Genomic DNA, 17,345 nt, shown 5'->3' with positions numbered 1-17,345 from the left:
TAAAAACCGTGAAGTTTTTTTCACTTGATGTTTTGACGCCAAGCGCTTTTAATTTAGCAAAAAGATCAGGCTCCAATCAATATTGGTTTCCCGAAAGTTGGACAGAGTCTTGTTTTGCAGCAGCCGGTGCAAAGATTGCTGAATTACCCGAATTCGCTAATGCAGAAAATGGTGTGACTATATTCGGAGAGTATAAAGGTGTTAGGGTTGGAGTTATTAAAACAAATGGAGAAATAGGAACCATTTTCCCCGATGCAACTAAACAACCATAGACAAAGTATGGAGGATCAATATGAATTTAGAGAAAAAAATGGAAGCTATATTAATTAAAAGAAAAAAACTTAATCTTAATGATGACTATGGAATTCAAAAAAGTTGGGATGAAATAATTGAAGTGCTCTCAGAAAATGAAGAAAATACAATTAGCTATCTAGAAAATTGTAATAAAGAAGATTTATATTGGATCAGTGAGGTATTTGAAGATTTAGCTGAAAGTTTGCAAAGTAAAGAACTTATTAATTGTTTAAGAAAATTAGATGAAAAGTACCCTGACTTAGAAATGACAAACGATATTGATATAGCAGAAAGTTATATAGAATAAGATACGCACAATTTCTCAGATTTGAAGTTAACATTTCTTGGTGGTGATAAGTAATGATTGAAATCGAAATATCTGAACCTGTATTTCAATTTCTAGGAGGTATATTTCATCAAGATATAGAAGCTCCAGAGTCAGCACTGGGCGAATACTTAGAAGAGATTCCAAAAGAAGACAAGAAACTGATATAGTTGCATTGAAAGATTTTATTAACAGCGATTATTCGGATGAAGAAAAGAATGGTTTTATCGATGAAGCTGCTGACGGAGTGGACGTTCTTAGTTACGGCGTATCTCCAATCATATGGCTCGAACAAGTTATTCAAAAAATCGAAAAGAATATTGAAACTTTATAATCCATTAAACCTAGCATAGAAACAGAGCTGATTTTGAATCACTTCAAAATCAGCTTAAAAAAACTTCCGCCCCCAATTCGTCCCCAACTCGATGAATGATGACAAAATCAATAAATAAGCAAAATAAAAAACCCTTGCTACGCAAGGGTTTAAGCTATGATTCCGACTGGGCTCGAACCAGCGACCTCTACCCTGTCAAGGTAGCGCTCTCCCAGCTGAGCTACGGAATCATGATATGTATGTGTTACTGGGTATGTTATTGTCTTTCTGACAAGTTCTATTATATAACCTTCCCTTCTATTCGTCAACTGCTTTTTTAGAAAAACTTTTTTTGGACTTGCTGTTCCGTTCCCCGGCTATTATAATATGTCTTAATTTTCTAACAATTGGGGTGATGGGGTTTTGCATTCTTTGATTTCTTCCGATGATGTTTGGGTATTATGGGGGTTTATTGCGGTGTGGGCGGCAGTGAGCATCGGGCTGGAGCAGCGCTTTAAGTGGGCTTCTGCTGTGTCGGGCGCTATTATTGCCCTTGCAGGTGCTATGGTGTTTACAAATGTAGGAGTGCTTCCTGTTGAGTCGCCTGTGTATGACACTGTGTGGTCTTATGTGGTACCACTGGCGATACCACTTTTATTGTTTCAGATCAATGTTAGGCAAATTTTTAAGGAAAGCAGGCGTTTGCTGTTTATTTTTCTGATTAGCTCCGCTGGCACTGTGCTTGGGAGCATTCTAGCTTTTTTTCTTCTCAAACAGCATATTCCTTACTTAGATAAAATCGGTGGGATGATCAGCGCCTCTTATATCGGCGGCGGGGTCAACTTTGCGGCGATGGCGGCAAAATTTGAGACGCCTGGTGAATATGTGTCGGCTACCGTTGTGGCTGATAATTTTATGATGGCGCTTTTGTTTTTTATTTTAATCAGCATTCCTGCACTCAAATGGTTTCAGCGGCATTATGCCATGCCGTTTGAAGAGAAGGTAAAAGCCGATGGAAACAGCGGAAACAGTGCTGAAAGCTATTGGAAACGGAAAGATATTTCCTTAAAGGATATCGCTTTTAATGCCGGTGCCGCTTTCGCGCTTGTTGCGGTTAGTATGAAGGTTTCCGGTTATTTTAAAAGCATTTTTTCTCATCCCCTGCTGACCGGTACGCTTGGCGATCAGTACCTGGTGCTTACGTCTTTAACTGTTCTTATCATTTTTCTTTTCCCGCGTTTTTTTGAAAGGCTCAATGGATCTCAGGAACTTGGAACCTTTTTGATTTATTTGTTTTTTGTGGTGATCGGCATTCCTGCAGATCTCCGTTTAATCGTCACGAATGCGCCCCTTATTCTATTATTCGTGTTTATCATTGCGATCAGCAATTTAGCGGTTTCCTTAGCTGCCGGAAAATTGTTCCGCGTGCGGCTTGAAGAAATTCTGCTCGCCGTCAACGCTACTGTCGGGGGACCGACGACTGCGGCTGCGATGGCAATTGCCAAGGGATGGCGGGATCTTGTCGCCCCGATCATGCTTGTCGGTACGCTCGGCTACTTAATCGGCAACTATGTTGGCACTTTTATGGGAAATTGGTTTTCTTCCTTCTTATAAAAAGGATATTTGCATTTCCCTGAGAATAATGTAAGAGGAATGCTGACATGAGAACGGAGAGATCACTGTATGTTTAAAGGAAAAACCATTTATGTTAGACCTTTAGAAGTAACGGATGCCGAAGAAAATTTGCAACTGCAAAGCGAAAATCGGGATTTTTTCGAACAGTTTTCTATGATACGCGCAGACGATTACTATACGGTTGAGGGGCAAAGAAAACGAATAACCGAGTATTGGGAAAGACTTGAGAAAGATGAAGAATATCATTTTGGCATCTTTACAGCGTCAGACGATAGATTAATCGGGACGGTTTCGCTCTTTCAAATCATCCGTGGAGCGCTGCAAACTGCGTTCATCGGGTATTTTTTAGACAAAGCCCATAATGGAAAGGGCATTATGACAGAGGCAGTCAGATTGGTTGTTGATTATGCGTTCCACGAATTGAAACTGCATCGGATTGAAGCCGGTGTGATGCCCCGTAATCTCGGGTCCATGCGTGTTTTAGAAAAAGCGGGATTTCATAAAGAAGGCATCGCCCGAAAAAATGTAAAAATTAATGGCGTTTGGGAGGATCATCAAGTCCTCGCGATTCTGAATCCTGATGATGAACAATAATAAAAGAAGCCGGGCCATCCCCGGCTTCTCAGCGTGTCGACAAACCATCGCATTCGTTGTCAGTCCTGCGCGTTAGTGCTCACGAATTATAACATTCGCTCCGCTCCAATGCTCGTCCTTCCTAGACTTCAAGGGTTTTCAATCACGCTGAAAAGATGACAAAATCCTAAAACAGAAACCGTTTTAGGACTTTGTCTACAATCTGAGAAGCCGGGCCACCGGCTTCTTTTTTAACGAACCGCAACTGGAGCAATTTCTTTCAGCGCTTGTTCGAAATCGTGTTCTAAATCGTCTGCATGTTCGACGCCCACACTCAGACGGAGCAGGCCATCAGTGATACCGCGTTTTTCACGCTCTTCCTTAGGCATTGCCGCATGAGACATAGTTGCCGGATAGGACAAAATCGATTCCACGGCGCCAAGGCTGACAGCGAAGACCGGCAGTGACACATTCTCGACTAACTTCTTAACGGCCTCTTTGCTTTCAAGCTCAAAAGATAGCACGGCGCCCGCTCCCGTTGACTGGCTTTTATGGGTTTCAGCGCCGGGATGATCAGCCAGTCCCGGATAATACACGCGCTTGACCGCCGGGTGCTTCTGGAAAAATTCCGCAAGCCGCTGGGCTGTTTGGCTCGCTTTCTCTAAGCGGACCTGCAATGTTTTTAATCCGCGCAGTACAAGCCAGCAATCCTGTACGCCAAGGACGGCGCCGAACGCGTTTTGCAGCTTATACAGCTGCTTCCCAAGCTCTTCATCCTTGACAGCAGCCAAACCTGAGAGCACATCGCTGTGTCCGCTTAAGAATTTTGTTGCGCTGTGAAGTACAATATCCACGCCAAGATCAAGCGGACGCTGCAGTGCCGGTGTCATGAATGTATTGTCCAGAAAGGTCAGACAGCCGTTTTCTTTTGCAAGCTGAACAATCGCTTTAATATCCGTAATCCCAAGTGTCGGATTTGATGGCGTCTCCATATAAATGACCTTTGTGTTCGGCTTGATGCTCCGCGCCACTTCATTACGATCCGTCATGTCGACAAACGTATGCTCAATGCCAAACCGGGTCAGCACCTCTGTCACCATACGGAAGGTTCCGCCGTATACATCTTCTGTCACAAGAACGTGATCACCCTGTGACAGCAGTAAAAATGCTGTTGAGATAGCAGCCATGCCTGAACTGAAAGCAAATCCTCTTGTTCCGCCTTCCAATGCGGCAATTGTTTCTTCGAGAGCTGTTCTTGTCGGCGTGCCAGAGCGGCTGTAATCATATGCCCCGAACTCTTCAAATGAAGATTGGTGAAAAGTCGAGGCGTGCTGAATCGGTACACTGACCGCCCCGGTTCCGCCGTCTGTTTTAAATGGATTGTGCACGAGCTGGGTTTCCAGCGTCCAATTGTGTTTACTCAAATGAAACAGCTCCCTCTTTGACCTGACATAATGCCTGTTTTAGATCCTCTTTTAAATCTTCCGCATGTTCAATACCGACAGAAAAGCGCAGCAACCGATTGCACACCCCGTTTGCGATGCGGATCTCTTCAGGAATATCCATGTGCGTCTGGGTCGCAGGGTATGTAATAAAGCTTTCCACCCCGCCGAGGCTTTCTGCAAAACAAACGGTCTTCAGCGCTTTTAAAAACGGATTGACCCATTCTTCTTTTTGCAGACGGAAGGACAGCATGCCGCCTTTTCCGGGATACAGCACATCCGAAATTTCTTCCTGCTTTTCTAAAAACGCCGCAAGCCCCTGCGCGTTTGCCTCATGCTGGCGCATTCTGAGGCTCAGCGTCTTCATTCCTCTCATCAGAAGCCACGAATCAAATGGCGGCAGGACGGCGCCGATCGCATTTTGATGCTGAAACATTTCCTCTCCGAGCCGCTCATCCTTCACCACGACAAGTCCAGCAAGCAGATCGTTATGCCCGCCTAAATACTTGGTTGCGCTGTGAATGACAATGTCAGCTCCCAGCTCAAGCGGCCGCTGCAAGACCGGTGTATAAAATGTATTATCTACGATCAGCAGAAGACCGTGCTCCTTTGTAATCCGGGCAATATGTTCAATGTCCGCCTCCTGCATGAGGGGGTTTGTCGGCGTTTCCACAAACACCGCTTTTGTATTCGGCGTAATCTTAGAGCGTAAACAGTCCTCATCGCTGAAATCATCATAATGAAAAGTCAACCCGTATTTTTTCCATTCATTTTCAAATAAACGGTACGTGCCGCCATATAGGTCCGATGAAACGATCAGTTCATCTCCGCTTTTAAACAGCGCCATAATTGTTTGAATAGCAGCCATTCCCGAACTAAAGGCAAGCCCTCTTGCGCCGTTTTCTAAGTTAGCGATCGCGTCCTCAACAAGCTGGCGTGTCGGATTTTTTGTGCGGACATAATCAAATCCGGTAGATTCTCCGATCCCTCTGTGGCGGTATGCTGTTGATAAATAAATAGGAGCACTCACTGTTCCCGTGACTTCATCGCTTCGGTTCCCAATTTGGGCTAATTTCGTTTCAACGTGCTGTGACATATAGCTGACACCTTCCCTTTTCAAAATAAAAACCCCTTCTTCATAAGAAGAAGGGGTTTAACGCTTCTTCTTATCTTCCAAGCATAAAAAACGCTTGCTGGATTTAGCACCTTGGCGCTTTGCACATGCAAAACAAGCCGGTTGCTGAGGTTTCTAAGGGCCAGTCCCTCCACCTCTCACGATAAGAAATATCGATTTCAATTTTCTGATTGTTTTATATTAGCGCAATTCACAGTTTATTTCAACACTTTTTTCTTCGTGTGCCGAACCGTTTAAAGAGAGAAATTTCTAATAATTCATGGTACAATAATTGAAAATGCAAGAAAGTATAGTGATGTCCTGGAGGAATGTTTTTATGGCACCGAAAAACGGCACAGTGCAAGAAAAGAAATTCTTTTCAAAAGAGCTTAACGAGGAAATGACCTTGCTTGTTTATCTGCCGTCCAACTACTCCCCGCTTTATAAATACCATGTCATTATCGCGCAGGACGGCCACGATTATTTCAGGCTGGGGAGGATCGGCAGACAGGTTGAGGAATTGCTGTCGAAACGCGAAATAGACCGGAGCATTATTATCGGTGTTCCTTATAAGGATGTAAAAGAGCGCAGAAACACTTATCATCCGGAGGGTTCAAAATTTTCGGCTTATAAACGGTTCATCGCCCATGAGCTCGTTCCTTTTGCAGATGATGAGTATCCAACCTATCAGATCGGTTACGGCCGAACGCTGATCGGTGATTCGCTCGGAGCAACCGTGTCACTTATGACAGCGCTTGATTATCCGAATATGTTTGGCAACATCATCATGCAGTCTCCCTATGTTGACAAACACGTACTAGAAGCCGTGAAACAGTCAGGCGATATCAAACACCTCTCTATTTATCACCAAATCGGAACAAAAGAAACTGACGTCCACACGACAGACGGGAACATTCTGGACTTTACAGAGCCGAACCAGGAGCTGAAGCAGCTGCTGGAGAAGAAGCTTTCCGATTATGATTTTGAGCCATTTGACGGAGACCACAAATGGACATACTGGCAGCCGCTCATCACCCCGGCGCTGAAAAAAATGCTTTAACACTCTATCATACTTTATTTCCAGGAGGGACATAATATGAAATACGGAATCGTTTTATTTCCATCAAAAAAGCTCCAAGACCTTGCAAACTCTTACAGAAAGCGCTATGACCCAAGCTACTCTCTAATCCCGCCTCATTTGACGCTGAGAGCATCCTTTGAATGCGCAGAGGAGAAAGCGGATCAGCTCGTATCACATTTAAGAAACATCGCAAAAGAGTCCCACCCACTCGTTCTCAAAATGACAAAATACAGCTCATTTGCGCCTGTCAATAATGTCATTTACATCAAAGCAGAACCGACGGAAGAGTTAAAAACACTCAATGAAAAGCTATATACCGGTGTGTTGGCAGGAGAACAGGAATATAATTTCGTTCCGCATGTGACGGTCGGCCAAAATCTTTCCGACGATGAGCATTCAGATGTGCTGGGACAATTAAAAATGCAGGAAGTGTCGCATGAAGAAATCGTTGACCGTTTCCACTTGCTTTACCAGCTGGAAAACGGATCGTGGACAGTATATGAAACCTTCTTGCTAGGCAGAGGAGAATAATGTTTGAAAGCAGTTATCGCAAAAAATGAAGAACAACTGAAAGATGCATTCTATGTAAGAGAAGAAGTCTTTGTCAAAGAACAAAACGTGCCTGCTGAAGAAGAAATTGACGAACTTGAAAATGAGTCAGAGCATATCGTCGTGTATGACGGTGAAAAGCCTGTCGGCGCCGGAAGATGGCGCATGAAAGACGGCTACGGCAAGTTAGAGCGGATTTGTGTACTGAAAAGCCACCGCTCAGCCGGTGTCGGCGGCATCATTATGAAAGCGCTCGAAAAAGCCGCGGCAGACGGAGGCGCTTCCGGTTTCATTTTAAACGCGCAAACACAGGCTGTGCCGTTTTACAAGAAACACGGGTATCGCGTGCTTTCTGAAAAAGAATTCCTCGATGCCGGCATTCCGCACTTACAAATGATGAAGGACTGAACGCATCCGGATCTTTTGAGATCCGGATTTTACTGCATATAAAAAACCGTTCTCTGGTATGAACGGTTTTTTATACATATCGATTAATATATGTGCCCATTCCTTTTTCTCGCAACCTCTTATAAAGAGAGCGCTTACGTTTCATTTCGTTTACTTTTCTTTCAGCGGCCGTTTGATTCTCCTGCTGCTTTTCCAGTTCTTTGTATACCCGCTGAAACGGCACATAGCTGATTTTTTCGGTTCCGGCATAATCCTGCTTATGTCCAATCGTTCTATTAGCATATTGAGCGTATTGCTGGTTCTGAATTTGACCTGCATATATCATACAATACCCACCCCTCTGCTGTCTCTTTTCCCTTAAACTTACTTTTTGAAACACATTTCTTTTGATATGATAGTCATTGTCTGTAATGAACACCTTTTGATTGGGAGGACCCCTTTTTGAAATGCGCCCGACTGAATGATAGAATCATACATTTACATACATATTCGAGAGAACATTATCAATTCCTCTTTGAAGAGGGAATAAAAGGACATTTATTTTGTTCTCATTGCGGAAAGCCCGTTTTGTTACGGCTTAACATCGCCGATCCGCCAGAGTTTATCCATCGCCAGCCAGGCGATTTTCCGGCATGTGAGGAGGCGTGCGAACCAAAGCCCTCTAAAGAGGAAAAAAAAGAAGACGATCAGGAATCCGGTGTCATTCGTTTACCCAAGGGAAAAGCGATCGCCGCTGACCCGTCCCCAGCTGTTACGGAATGGCACCGCCCTAGAAGCATTATACCAGGAACACCATTTGTGCCAAAAACAATAGAACCCGATACGAGCCTTTTTCCGTCTGTCGGTTTAAACACGGATCAACTGAAAGCTGTCACGGAAACAGAGGGCCCGCTGCTCGTGCTTGCAGGTGCGGGGAGCGGAAAAACACGGGTGCTGACAGCCCGTGCCGCCCACATGATCGAACACTTAGGCATACCGCCTGAAAATATGCTGCTTGTCACCTTTACAACAAAAGCTGTCGCTGAAATGAAAGAGCGTATGGCGAACCAGTACGGATTACAGCCGGCAAAAGTCAGAAGACTTGTGACAGGAACATTCCACAGTCTGTTTTATAAGATCTTGTATCACTCTAATTCTGCTAAATGGAACGGTGAGCATCTGCTGAAAATGGAGTGGCAGCGGGAACAATATATCAAAAAAGCACTCTATGAAGAAGGCATCGATGAGAAAGAATTCCCAGTTGACCAAGCCCTGCAGCAGATCGGTTTTTGGAAAAACACTTATGTCCCAAATGAACGCATCCCTCTAAAAGATGAGTGGGAAAAACAAGTTTATCGTTTATATGAACATTATGAACGCCAGAAAAAAGAACACAGCCAATTTGATTTTGATGACATGGCTTCAGCCTGCTATGAATTGTTTATCGAGCGGCCTGACCTTCTGGAACAATATCAATCTCGGTTTACGTATATCTTAATTGATGAGTTTCAGGACATTAATCCGGTTCAATACAAAATCATGCAAATGCTCGCCAGCCCGGAGCAAAACCTGTGCTGTGTCGGAGACGATGACCAGTCCATCTACGCGTTTCGCGGAAGCAATCCGTCTTTCATTCTTGATTTTCAAAAGGATTATCCGGGAGCGAAGACGATCTATTTAACTGCGAACTACAGGTCTACGCACCCGATCGTCTCTAGTGCTGATATCGTTGTGAAAAAGAACAAAAACAGATATGCCAAAACGCTTGAAGCGGCCCGCGATGACATTCAGGCCCCTGTGCTGTTTTATCCTTATGATGAAGAGGAAGAAGCCACAATGGTCGTTTCCGATATCAAAGAAAAAATTCAAAATGGAGCCAGTCCAGAAGACTTTGCGGTTCTTTACCGCACAAACAGCGGAGGCCGTGCTATATATGAAAGGCTTCATCAATCGTCAATTCCGTATACAGCTGACCGCGGCGTCCAATCGTTTTATAGCAGACGGATCGTCCGCCAGATTCTCGCCTACTTGTATGCCAGCCAAAATGAGGATGACACCGAAGCGATTAAACACTTGCTTCCCGCCTTGTTTTTAAAACAGTCCGCTTTGAATACGCTGAAGGCGCTCTCGATTACAGAGGACTGTACCATGATCAAAGCGCTGGCCAAATTGCCTGATCTGAAGCCATTCCAGCTGGACAAAATCAAGAAAATCGTACCGTTTTTTGCAAGCCTCCGCACGATGAAGCCCGTAGAAGCCATCACCTTTGCAGAAGGAAAAATGGGCTTCTCCGAGTATTTAAAAAAGCGGGGCAATGAGGGCAACAAGCTTGAAAAAGGTTCCGATGACCTGCGCGACATCAAGGTTGTCGCCAAGAAGTTCAAAACGATTCCTGACTTTCTTGCCCACGTAGACCATATGAGGGCCGCTGAGAAAAACAGAACGGATGAACACGGCGTTCAGCTGATGACCATTCACCGGTCAAAAGGCCTTGAATTCAAAACAGTCTACGTATTAGGCACTGTAGACGGCTCGATTCCGCACGATTTCTCATTAGAAACGGCAAGAAAAGGAGACGAGGCCGCTCTTGAGGAGGAAAGACGCCTTTTATATGTAGCCATGACCCGGGCGAAACAGCATTTATATTTGTCTTGCCCCGCTAACAGACGCGGCAAAACAGCCAATCGCTCAAGATTTTTGTATCCCCTGCTACAGAAAGCAAGACAGCCCTTGCATCATTAACAGCCCGGCAGATTACTGCCGGGTTTTTACTGTAAAAAAAGGCCCGCTGCAGTGAGTCAGCCAGGCCATCCACTTATTTATTATCCATCATTTTAGAAATCGTGCCAAAATCAAGCTTTTCTTTTCCGCTTGTAATAGATTCCACAATTTTATCTTCTAATTCTTTTGGCACGCGTCTGTTTGCCATCTGCGCTACGCGGTTAATCACACTGCGCACTGTATTTTCATCTTTAAAATTAGCGTTTTGGAGTGATCCGGCAAGATTCATTACATCCTGCATCTTCACACCTGTTTTCTTTTCGATGTTCTTAAAAAATTGATTATCCATAATGCGCCTCCTTTTGGCGGAGTAATACGGTATTGTATGAATGCACATAATACAATGTGCTTTTCCAACATTTTTAAAAATAAACACAAGGCAAGGAAGCACGGGTTATAACCCGTACTTCCTCAATACATCTTAAAAGAAAGATGCACCTACGATGATGAGGAGAATGAATAATACGACCAACAAAACAAATGTTGAACCATAGCCGCCGCCGTAACCGCCAGCATAACCGCCATAACAGCCGCCGCCGTAGCCGCCGCCGAATCCGTATCCAAAGCCCATAGATAAGCACCTCCTTTACTCTCTATACACTATGTGAGCTGCTTGGATCGGCTTGGATATTCGCATAGGGCGTTTGCGGATTTACGATTGATCATATTGAGCTTGATGTTTTTTAAGTAAGGCCTCTGTTTTTTCAGCCAGCTCTTCAATCTCATCTTCAAATTCCAGACCGGCTTTATCAAATGCATCCAAGTCTTTTCTGATACTGCCCATCGTGTTTTCATGCTCTTTTTGCTTTTGTTCGTGTGGTTCATATCTTCCTTCTATCCATTTTTCAAACTCATTCACTTTTATCCCCCCGCTTATGATATATGCTGAGCGAGGCCGCCCCGTTAAAAAACAAAAAACCGGAGTTCTCCGGTTTCTTTGCCAGGCTAGCTATTGAGGCTTTTTCTTTTTATTTCCGCACCCGCAGCCTTTCTTTTTTATCTTTTTTGATTGATACGACGAATCTGTATATGGAGATTTTTGGGAAGGTTTATTATGTTGATTCATTTTTGTCCCCTTCCTTTCCTTATGTCATATATGCTACTTTATGCGTATTCTGACAGAAAGTTGCTGGTGGTAACGCCTTATTCTTGCAGCCATTTTGATACGAGCGTTTCTATGATGCCGGCAAGGCCGGCGATCGCCAAAAGTAAAATCAGCCACTGCGCCGCTTGCGGGATCAACGCCTGGCATAAAATCAAAAAGCCGGCACACCACACGCCTGTGCACCAATAGCAGCTCAGCAATTCACCAATAAACGCCCTGACACCGGTTCCTTTAATCACGATATAGGTTTCAATGTTCCCGTCCGCATCCTTTTCTTCCTTCTCTTCATGAAACAGACTGCGAAGCGGCGCCATAATCGTGTCAAACACCAGCAGGCGGGCGAGCCGAAAGACCGCAAGCGATAGAAGAACAATTGTCAGCCCATTTATAACCACTCGTTCACTCCTTTGCCAATCATGATCCCTTCACATATATGCGAAAACCCTATTCTTCATGAATTGTATCTTGTCCGGCAGAAAATTGGTTATTTTTATTATTCCGCTCTGCACCCCATTTGCATTATATAGAGTATGGATAAGAAAGGAGTGAAGGTTATGTCATTTGAAACAAAAATTGAATCCCTGCATCCTGACATATTTGAGCAATTATCAAGCGAATTCGAGCAGCAGATCGAAGTGATTGATTGCGAAAATATCACAATAGATACGTCACATATAACAGCTGCCCTTTCTATACAAGCCTTGGTTACAACATTGATTATCCTGCTGACACAGCTCGTTATTGCCGACGAGGACTTGGCCGACACAGTAGCAAGCGAAATACTCATTCTTGATAACTCTCAAATCAAAAAAAGAACCATCATTAAAATTATCAACAGCCGAAACATCAAGATTACTTTGTCTGCAGACGAAATAATAACCTTTGTACAAATCTTGCTTCAGGTGTTAAACAGTATGCTCCTTGAATTCGACATCCTTTAACCCTTTCTTTTCACAAACTAAAAGTTGAGGTGAGAACAAATGTCAGATAACGATAAAATCAAAGAAGAGCTTGAAAAGCTCCCAGAAGTTGATCCAATGATGAAAATGCTGGTCCAAAACATATTTGTAAAACACGGCATCACAAAAGACAAAATGAAAAAAGTATCAGATGAAGAAAAAGAAATGCTTTTGAATATGGTAAAAGACCTGCAAGCGAAATCAGCGGAGCTAGCTGAAAAACACAAGAAGAAAAAAGAAGAAGAAGCCGTACAAGAGCAAAAGAGCGATAAACCACTTAGCCGCAGAGAGCAGCTCATTGAACAGCTCAGACAAAGACGGCAAAACAATAACAATTCAAATTAATCATAAAAAATAGGGCACATCATCAAGATAAATGCCTCAGTCAAAGTAAGAGGCTCGCTCATTTAATAACAGTAAAAGAAAAGGAGGAATAGATATGGAAAGCAGACCATACTCTTGGGTTGCACTTGATCCTGACTGTGACCATCCGTTAGAGCACAAAGAGAAAGAAAAAGAAGAAAGAAAATGCAATTGCGATATTTGCTGCAATAACAATGGGTTTGGCAATGACAACAACGCCTTTATCGACCAAGATCTAGCTCAGGCAAATCTCAACAAACAAGTCTCAGATGAGACGATTATTATCAGAGACTCTTGTGACATCAACGTTTCATCTACAGACGTTCAAGCCGTAACATCTATTGTAACAGCGCTTAATGCAGCTGTCTTGACAGTAGCTCTCACCTCCATTGCAGATGGCGTTATTGCTGAATTAGTCGCACAAGATTTATTGCAGCTTACAGCTAACAAGCAAGTAAACCGCCAGAAACTTCTTATCGAATGCTCCCGCGGCGTAAACGTCACAACAGTAGATGCCGATATCGCAACCCTTGTCTCTACAGCTACAAACGTTCTGATCGCTGTCCTAGTCATCACTCTTGTCCTCTAGAACCTAAAAGCAGAGCTAAAAACGCTCTGCTTTTTCTTATTTTCCAAGCATATGATGAATATATAGACGTTCACCCACACCAAGTGGGGCACGGGTACATATGTTGTTAAGGACTAAAGTCAAATACCCTATAAAGAAGGAGCTGAAATCAATGAGCTGCGGAAAAACCCATGGCCGGCATGAGAACTGTGTATGCGATGCAGTGGAAAAGATTTTAGCAGAGCAGGAGGCAGTTGAAGAACAGTGTCCGACTGGCTGCTATACTAACCTTTTAAACCCTACGATTGCTGGAAAAGACACAATTCCGTTTCTCGTTTTCGATAAAAAAGGCGGATTGTTCTCCACATTCGGAAACGTAGGGGGATTTGTGGATGATATGCAATGCTTTGAATCCATTTTCTTCCGCGTCGAAAAATTATGCGATTGCTGTGCAACACTTTCTATTTTACGCCCGGTCGATGTCAAAGGCGATACCTTAAGTGTTTGCCACCCTTGCGACCCGGATTTCTTCGGGCTAGAAAAAACAGATTTCTGCATTGAAGTGGATCTCGGATGCTTCTGCGCGATTCAATGCCTATCACCAGAGTTAGTTGACAGAACATCGCCTCATAAAGATAAAAAGCATCATCACAATGGATAAACACTTGTAAAGAGGAATCCCCTTCCAAACTCTATTACAGGTGCAAATCATTCAGCTGCTTCCAGCGTGAGGCAGCTGACTCTCCATCATTTCGCCAGTCTCAAATTTATAAGGCAGGAGGGATAATATGAGCCAGAAAACATCAAGCTGCGTGCGTGAAGCTGTAGAAAATATTGAAGAACTGCAAAACGCTGTTGAAGAGGACTGCCCAACCGGCTGCCACTCTAAGCTTTTATCTGTAAGCCATTCGTTAGGCGACACAGTGCCTTTTGCAATATTTACATCAAAATCAACGCCATTAGTCGCCTTCGGAAATGTCGGCGAACTCGATAACGGCCCTTGCTTTAATACAGTATTTTTCAGGGTCGAAAGAGTGCATGGAAGCTGCGCAACACTGTCATTATTAATCGCATTTGACGAACACAAACACATTTTGGACTTCACCGATAAAGATACGGTGTGTGAAGTGTTCCGACTCGAAAAAACGAACTACTGTATTGAAGTTGACTTAGACTGCTTCTGCGCAATCAACTGCTTAAATCCTCGATTAATCAATCGTACACATCATCATCATTAATCATAAGCTGGAAAAGCTTGCAGGCCTGCAGGCTTTTCTCTATGTAAAAAAGCTGTCCGGCAACATCAGCCGGGCAGCTTTTTTCTTTTTCGTTAAAAACCGAGCGGGTGCAAAGAGGTAATATCATCGATTGCCAGTTCGGTTGGGGCTCCGTTTCCGGTTGTTCGAAGCAGGACGGAATCATTTCTTCTTCCGACAATCACGCCCCTGTACGTTCTTCCATTGGCTTCAATCAAACAAAGCGCTCTCGGCATGTTATGAGGCAGCTTTGTTAAAAAATCAATTTTTTCGTGGATCGTCATCTTGCTCATCGGTTTTTTCACTTTTCGTGCCGGCGGTGCTTTTTCCTCCGCTTTATCAGCACTATGGACAGCTTCCGGTTCTTTCTCAGGCTTCCGGGTCTCAAGTGCAGGCTCTTCCTTTTTTTCTGCTTTCGGGGGCTCGTGTTCAACGGTTGCTTCTACGGCCTGCGGCTCTGCTTTCTGTTCCTCTTGGCTTTTTATGTTCTCTGGCTCTCTCGCCTCTTGTGTTTGCTGACTCACTGGTTCGGCTGCAGGCTTTTGGTCTTCTTGCAGGACATCCTGTGCCACGGCTTCCTCCTGCTGCTTCTCATGGTAAGCCGGCTTTTCCTCAGCTTTTGGCGGAGCAGATTTGTCGGCCTTTCTTTTGATGACAATCTCCTGCATGGATGACCTTGTGGTTTCTGCATAATCCGGCTGAACAATATACATGAGCGGTTTTTTATCCGCGTTTCTTTTCTTATTAGACATCTTCATCCCTCCGATTGTGTCATATTCTATCTATATGACAGAAAGCTGAAAATCAGAAGAAATAAAAAAGCAATCCCTATTCGGGATTGCTTGATATAGATTCTGCTTAGCGGGCAGTGATATGGAAACCTGAATCAACGTGAAGATTTTCACCTGTAATCCCGCGGGACATATCGCTGAACAAGAATGCAGCTGTATCGCCCACTTCTTCAGGTGTTGTCGTGCGGCGGAGCGGTGCACGCTCTTCGATGTCTTTTAAGATAGAGTTGAAATCGCTGATGCCTTTAGCAGATAATGTTCTGATCGGGCCGGCAGAAATGCTGTTGACGCGGATATTTTCTTTTCCTAAGTCAGCAGCTAAATATTTCACACTTGCATCAAGAGAAGCTTTTGCTACACCCATGACGTTGTAGTTTGGCATCACAAGCTCTCCGCCAAGGTACGTCAAAGTGACAATGCTTCCGCCTTCAGTCATCATCGGGCGTGCCGCTTTGACAACAGCAGTCAGAGAATATGAGCTGATGTTATGAGCCAAAAGGAAGCCGTCACGATTTGTGTTTAAGTATTCGCCGACAAGCTCTTCTTTGTTGGCAAACGCGATACAATGCGCGATACCGTGGATTACACCGACCTGCTCCTTAATGCTTGCGAAGCAAGTTTCGATTTCTGCGTCGTTTGTAACATCGCAAGGAAGGATAATGGAGTCGTTGCGGTCTAATGTTCCGGCAAGCTCGTGAACGGATTTCTCCAGGCGTTCACCAGCGTATGTGAAAATCAAACGTGCACCCGCTTCATGTAAAGAACGCGCAATGCCCCAGGCGATGCTGCGTTTGTTGGCTACCCCCATCACAACAATGTTGCGGCCTTCAAGTGAAAAATTCATATGTATAAAGCCTCCTATATTTAATAAAGACATAGTATTAGTACCTGATCTTAATTCCTATCATATCATAACCTTGTTCAGATGAAAAGCGCATACCGTAGCAAACGCAAAAGAGATCACCATCAGCTGGTGACCTCATCGGCTTGTATTTAAGCTGTTTCGTTTAAAAGCGAAATGGTTTGTCGGCCCGTGTCCCGATCCGATGCCGAGCGCATTTTCCACCGCTTCACGGACAAAGTTGGCCGCAACCTCAAATGCCTGATGGATGCTGTCTCCTTTAGCCGTTTGGGCCGTTAAAGCCGCAGCAAAGGTACAGCCTGTGCCATGCGTATGCTTCGTATTGATATAAGGATGGGTGATTTGCATAAACATGCTGCCATCAAAAAGAAGGTCAGTAATGTGATTGTCCTCAGGCTGGTGCCCGCCTTTGATAATGACATGCTGCGCACCCATCTTGACGAGCTGCTCTGCTGCTTTTTTCCGGTCATCCAGCGAGCTGATTGTCATTCCTGTTAGCGTTTCTGCTTCCGGGACATTCGGCGTAATCGCGTAGCTTCTTGGAATGAGCAACTCCTTTAAGGTGGCAACTGACTCATCACGCAGCAAGGATGCCCCGCCCTTTGCGATCATAACCGGATCAACAATTACGCGATTGAATCCGTACTCGTCAATTTTTCTTGCCACTTCTTCAATCATGTCGGCATTCCAGAGCATTCCCGTTTTGACTGCATCCGGTCTCAAATCCTCAGCAACAGCGTCAATTTGCTGTCTCAACGCCTCTACAGTCAGCGGATGCACCCCATGAACGCCAAGCGTATTTTGAGCGGTTACCGCTGTAATCGCAGACATTCCGAATACATCAAGCTCTTGAAAGGTTTTAATATCAGCCTGTATCCCTGCGCCGCCGCCTGAATCTGATCCGGCGATTGTCAATGCTTTATATATACTCATTACACTACACTCCT

General features: G+C 44.3%; 23 protein-coding genes, 1 tRNA gene, 1 pseudogene and 1 riboswitch. Of the genes and pseudogenes, 14 read left to right on the top strand and 11 right to left on the bottom strand.

What is annotated here, in order from left to right; all coding sequences use genetic code 11:
• Positions 1 to 8 precede the first annotated feature (8 nt).
• The 3 genes and pseudogenes from WA279_RS18545 (at position 9) to WA279_RS18535 (ending at position 953) form a co-directional block, all read left to right on the top strand.
• Positions 9 to 272 (top strand): EndoU domain-containing protein, encoded by a 264-nt coding sequence (locus WA279_RS18545; RefSeq protein WP_336156253.1) that lies wholly within the window; start codon positions 9 to 11, stop codon positions 270 to 272.
• A gap of 20 nt (positions 273 to 292) precedes the next feature.
• A complete protein-coding gene (locus tag WA279_RS18540; protein ID WP_119996766.1) occupies positions 293 to 601 on the top strand; it encodes a hypothetical protein in 309 nt (102 codons plus the stop codon).
• Between the two features lie 53 nt (positions 602 to 654).
• Positions 655 to 953: pseudogene (locus WA279_RS18535) on the top strand (contact-dependent growth inhibition system immunity protein).
• A 157-nt stretch (positions 954 to 1,110) separates the two neighbouring features.
• Here WA279_RS18535 and WA279_RS18530 read toward each other — a convergent pair.
• Positions 1,111 to 1,183: transfer RNA gene (locus WA279_RS18530), tRNA-Val, on the bottom strand.
• Between the two features lie 172 nt (positions 1,184 to 1,355).
• Between WA279_RS18530 and WA279_RS18525 the strand changes: the two genes are divergently transcribed.
• Positions 1,356 to 2,546 (top strand): DUF819 family protein, encoded by a 1,191-nt coding sequence (locus WA279_RS18525; RefSeq protein WP_336156251.1) that lies wholly within the window; start codon positions 1,356 to 1,358, stop codon positions 2,544 to 2,546.
• A gap of 69 nt (positions 2,547 to 2,615) precedes the next feature.
• Positions 2,616 to 3,161, top strand: coding sequence for a GNAT family N-acetyltransferase (locus WA279_RS18520; protein ID WP_336156250.1), 546 nt, complete (start codon positions 2,616 to 2,618; stop codon positions 3,159 to 3,161).
• A gap of 230 nt (positions 3,162 to 3,391) precedes the next feature.
• On the opposite strand, the gene metC is transcribed toward WA279_RS18520, so the two are convergent.
• Together metC and metI are read right to left on the bottom strand one after the other, a co-directional pair.
• Positions 3,392 to 4,564, bottom strand: a complete 1,173-nt coding sequence (gene metC, locus WA279_RS18515) for a cystathionine beta-lyase (protein WP_014479474.1) — start codon at positions 4,562 to 4,564, stop codon at positions 3,392 to 3,394.
• The gene (gene metI, locus WA279_RS18510) at positions 4,557 to 5,678 is read right to left on the bottom strand and encodes a cystathionine gamma-synthase/O-acetylhomoserine thiolyase (RefSeq protein ID WP_336156342.1); all 1,122 of its coding nucleotides are present in this window, start codon (positions 5,676 to 5,678) and stop codon (positions 4,557 to 4,559) included. Before metI ends, metC begins: the two co-directional genes overlap by 8 nt.
• 67 nt (positions 5,679 to 5,745) lie before the next feature.
• Positions 5,746 to 5,866, bottom strand: a riboswitch (SAM riboswitch).
• A 167-nt stretch (positions 5,867 to 6,033) separates the two neighbouring features.
• On the opposite strand from metI, the gene WA279_RS18505 reads away from it, so the two are divergent.
• The 3 genes from WA279_RS18505 to WA279_RS18495 are packed head-to-tail and all read left to right on the top strand — an operon-like array spanning position 6,034 to position 7,734.
• Complete coding sequence (locus tag WA279_RS18505) at positions 6,034 to 6,756, top strand: esterase family protein (RefSeq protein WP_003232859.1); 723 nt, start codon at positions 6,034 to 6,036, stop codon at positions 6,754 to 6,756.
• Positions 6,757 to 6,792: 36 nt separating this feature from the next.
• The gene (locus WA279_RS18500; protein WP_003232861.1) at positions 6,793 to 7,308 is read left to right on the top strand and encodes a YjcG family protein; all 516 of its coding nucleotides are present in this window, start codon (positions 6,793 to 6,795) and stop codon (positions 7,306 to 7,308) included.
• A 3-nt stretch (positions 7,309 to 7,311) separates the two neighbouring features.
• Positions 7,312 to 7,734 carry a GNAT family N-acetyltransferase gene (locus WA279_RS18495; protein ID WP_003245407.1) on the top strand — a complete coding sequence of 141 codons (423 nt, stop codon included), beginning with the start codon at positions 7,312 to 7,314 and terminating at the stop codon, positions 7,732 to 7,734.
• Positions 7,735 to 7,804: 70 nt separating this feature from the next.
• Here the strand turns inward: WA279_RS18495 and WA279_RS18490 are convergent, their stop codons facing one another.
• Entirely contained in the window at positions 7,805 to 8,059 is a 255-nt protein-coding gene (locus WA279_RS18490; RefSeq protein ID WP_003232866.1) for a hypothetical protein, read from the bottom strand.
• A gap of 116 nt (positions 8,060 to 8,175) precedes the next feature.
• Here WA279_RS18490 and WA279_RS18485 point away from each other — a divergent pair, with 116 nt between their 5' ends.
• Positions 8,176 to 10,455 carry an ATP-dependent helicase gene (locus tag WA279_RS18485; RefSeq protein ID WP_336156246.1) on the top strand — a complete coding sequence of 760 codons (2,280 nt, stop codon included), beginning with the start codon at positions 8,176 to 8,178 and terminating at the stop codon, positions 10,453 to 10,455.
• Positions 10,456 to 10,528: 73 nt separating this feature from the next.
• Here the strand turns inward: WA279_RS18485 and spoVIF are convergent, their stop codons facing one another.
• From spoVIF to yjcA, 4 genes are all read right to left on the bottom strand, one after another.
• Positions 10,529 to 10,783, bottom strand: a complete 255-nt coding sequence (spoVIF, locus tag WA279_RS18480; RefSeq protein ID WP_003232870.1) for a sporulation-specific transcription regulator SopVIF — start codon at positions 10,781 to 10,783, stop codon at positions 10,529 to 10,531.
• 132 nt (positions 10,784 to 10,915) lie between these two features.
• Positions 10,916 to 11,065 carry a sporulation protein YjcZ gene (yjcZ, locus tag WA279_RS18475; protein ID WP_003232872.1) on the bottom strand — a complete coding sequence of 50 codons (150 nt, stop codon included), beginning with the start codon at positions 11,063 to 11,065 and terminating at the stop codon, positions 10,916 to 10,918.
• A gap of 81 nt (positions 11,066 to 11,146) precedes the next feature.
• The gene (locus WA279_RS18470; protein WP_187955989.1) at positions 11,147 to 11,353 is read right to left on the bottom strand and encodes a hypothetical protein; all 207 of its coding nucleotides are present in this window, start codon (positions 11,351 to 11,353) and stop codon (positions 11,147 to 11,149) included.
• Positions 11,354 to 11,637: 284 nt separating this feature from the next.
• Positions 11,638 to 11,994, bottom strand: a complete 357-nt coding sequence (gene yjcA / locus WA279_RS18465; protein WP_014476457.1) for a sporulation protein YjcA — start codon at positions 11,992 to 11,994, stop codon at positions 11,638 to 11,640.
• 159 nt (positions 11,995 to 12,153) lie between these two features.
• On the opposite strand from yjcA, the gene WA279_RS18460 reads away from it, so the two are divergent.
• From WA279_RS18460 to cotZ, 5 genes are all read left to right on the top strand, one after another.
• Entirely contained in the window at positions 12,154 to 12,540 is a 387-nt protein-coding gene (locus WA279_RS18460; RefSeq protein ID WP_029726269.1) for a spore coat protein, read from the top strand.
• 39 nt (positions 12,541 to 12,579) lie between these two features.
• A complete protein-coding gene (locus WA279_RS18455; RefSeq protein ID WP_015252340.1) occupies positions 12,580 to 12,903 on the top strand; it encodes a hypothetical protein in 324 nt (107 codons plus the stop codon).
• Between the two features lie 94 nt (positions 12,904 to 12,997).
• Positions 12,998 to 13,510, top strand: a complete 513-nt coding sequence (cotX, locus tag WA279_RS18450; protein ID WP_015252341.1) for a spore coat protein CotX — start codon at positions 12,998 to 13,000, stop codon at positions 13,508 to 13,510.
• A 151-nt stretch (positions 13,511 to 13,661) separates the two neighbouring features.
• On the top strand, positions 13,662 to 14,150 hold the full coding sequence (gene cotY / locus WA279_RS18445) for a spore coat protein CotY (RefSeq protein ID WP_003239243.1): 489 nt from the start codon (positions 13,662 to 13,664) through the stop codon (positions 14,148 to 14,150).
• 127 nt (positions 14,151 to 14,277) lie between these two features.
• Positions 14,278 to 14,727: a spore coat protein CotZ gene (cotZ, locus tag WA279_RS18440; protein ID WP_003239244.1), complete on the top strand. Its 450-nt coding sequence runs from the start codon at positions 14,278 to 14,280 to the stop codon at positions 14,725 to 14,727.
• Positions 14,728 to 14,819: 92 nt separating this feature from the next.
• Here the strand turns inward: cotZ and cotO are convergent, their stop codons facing one another.
• The 3 genes from cotO to thiD all read right to left on the bottom strand — a co-directional run bounded on the left by cotO (position 14,820) and on the right by thiD (position 17,331).
• Positions 14,820 to 15,503: a spore coat protein CotO gene (cotO, locus tag WA279_RS18435; RefSeq protein WP_336156244.1), complete on the bottom strand. Its 684-nt coding sequence runs from the start codon at positions 15,501 to 15,503 to the stop codon at positions 14,820 to 14,822.
• 100 nt (positions 15,504 to 15,603) lie between these two features.
• Entirely contained in the window at positions 15,604 to 16,380 is a 777-nt protein-coding gene (fabI, locus tag WA279_RS18430; RefSeq protein WP_003232896.1) for an enoyl-ACP reductase FabI, read from the bottom strand.
• A gap of 135 nt (positions 16,381 to 16,515) precedes the next feature.
• Positions 16,516 to 17,331 (bottom strand): bifunctional hydroxymethylpyrimidine kinase/phosphomethylpyrimidine kinase, encoded by an 816-nt coding sequence (thiD, locus tag WA279_RS18425; RefSeq protein WP_336156243.1) that lies wholly within the window; start codon positions 17,329 to 17,331, stop codon positions 16,516 to 16,518.
• Between the last annotated feature and the right edge of the window lie 14 nt (positions 17,332 to 17,345).

The organism is Bacillus sp. 204(2023) (assembly GCF_037027505.1).
In the GTDB taxonomy this organism is placed as follows: Bacteria; Bacillota; Bacilli; order Bacillales; family Bacillaceae; genus Bacillus; species Bacillus subtilis.
Note: the sequence above shows the minus strand (reverse complement) of the source record. Positions and strands in the feature narration are given on the sequence as shown.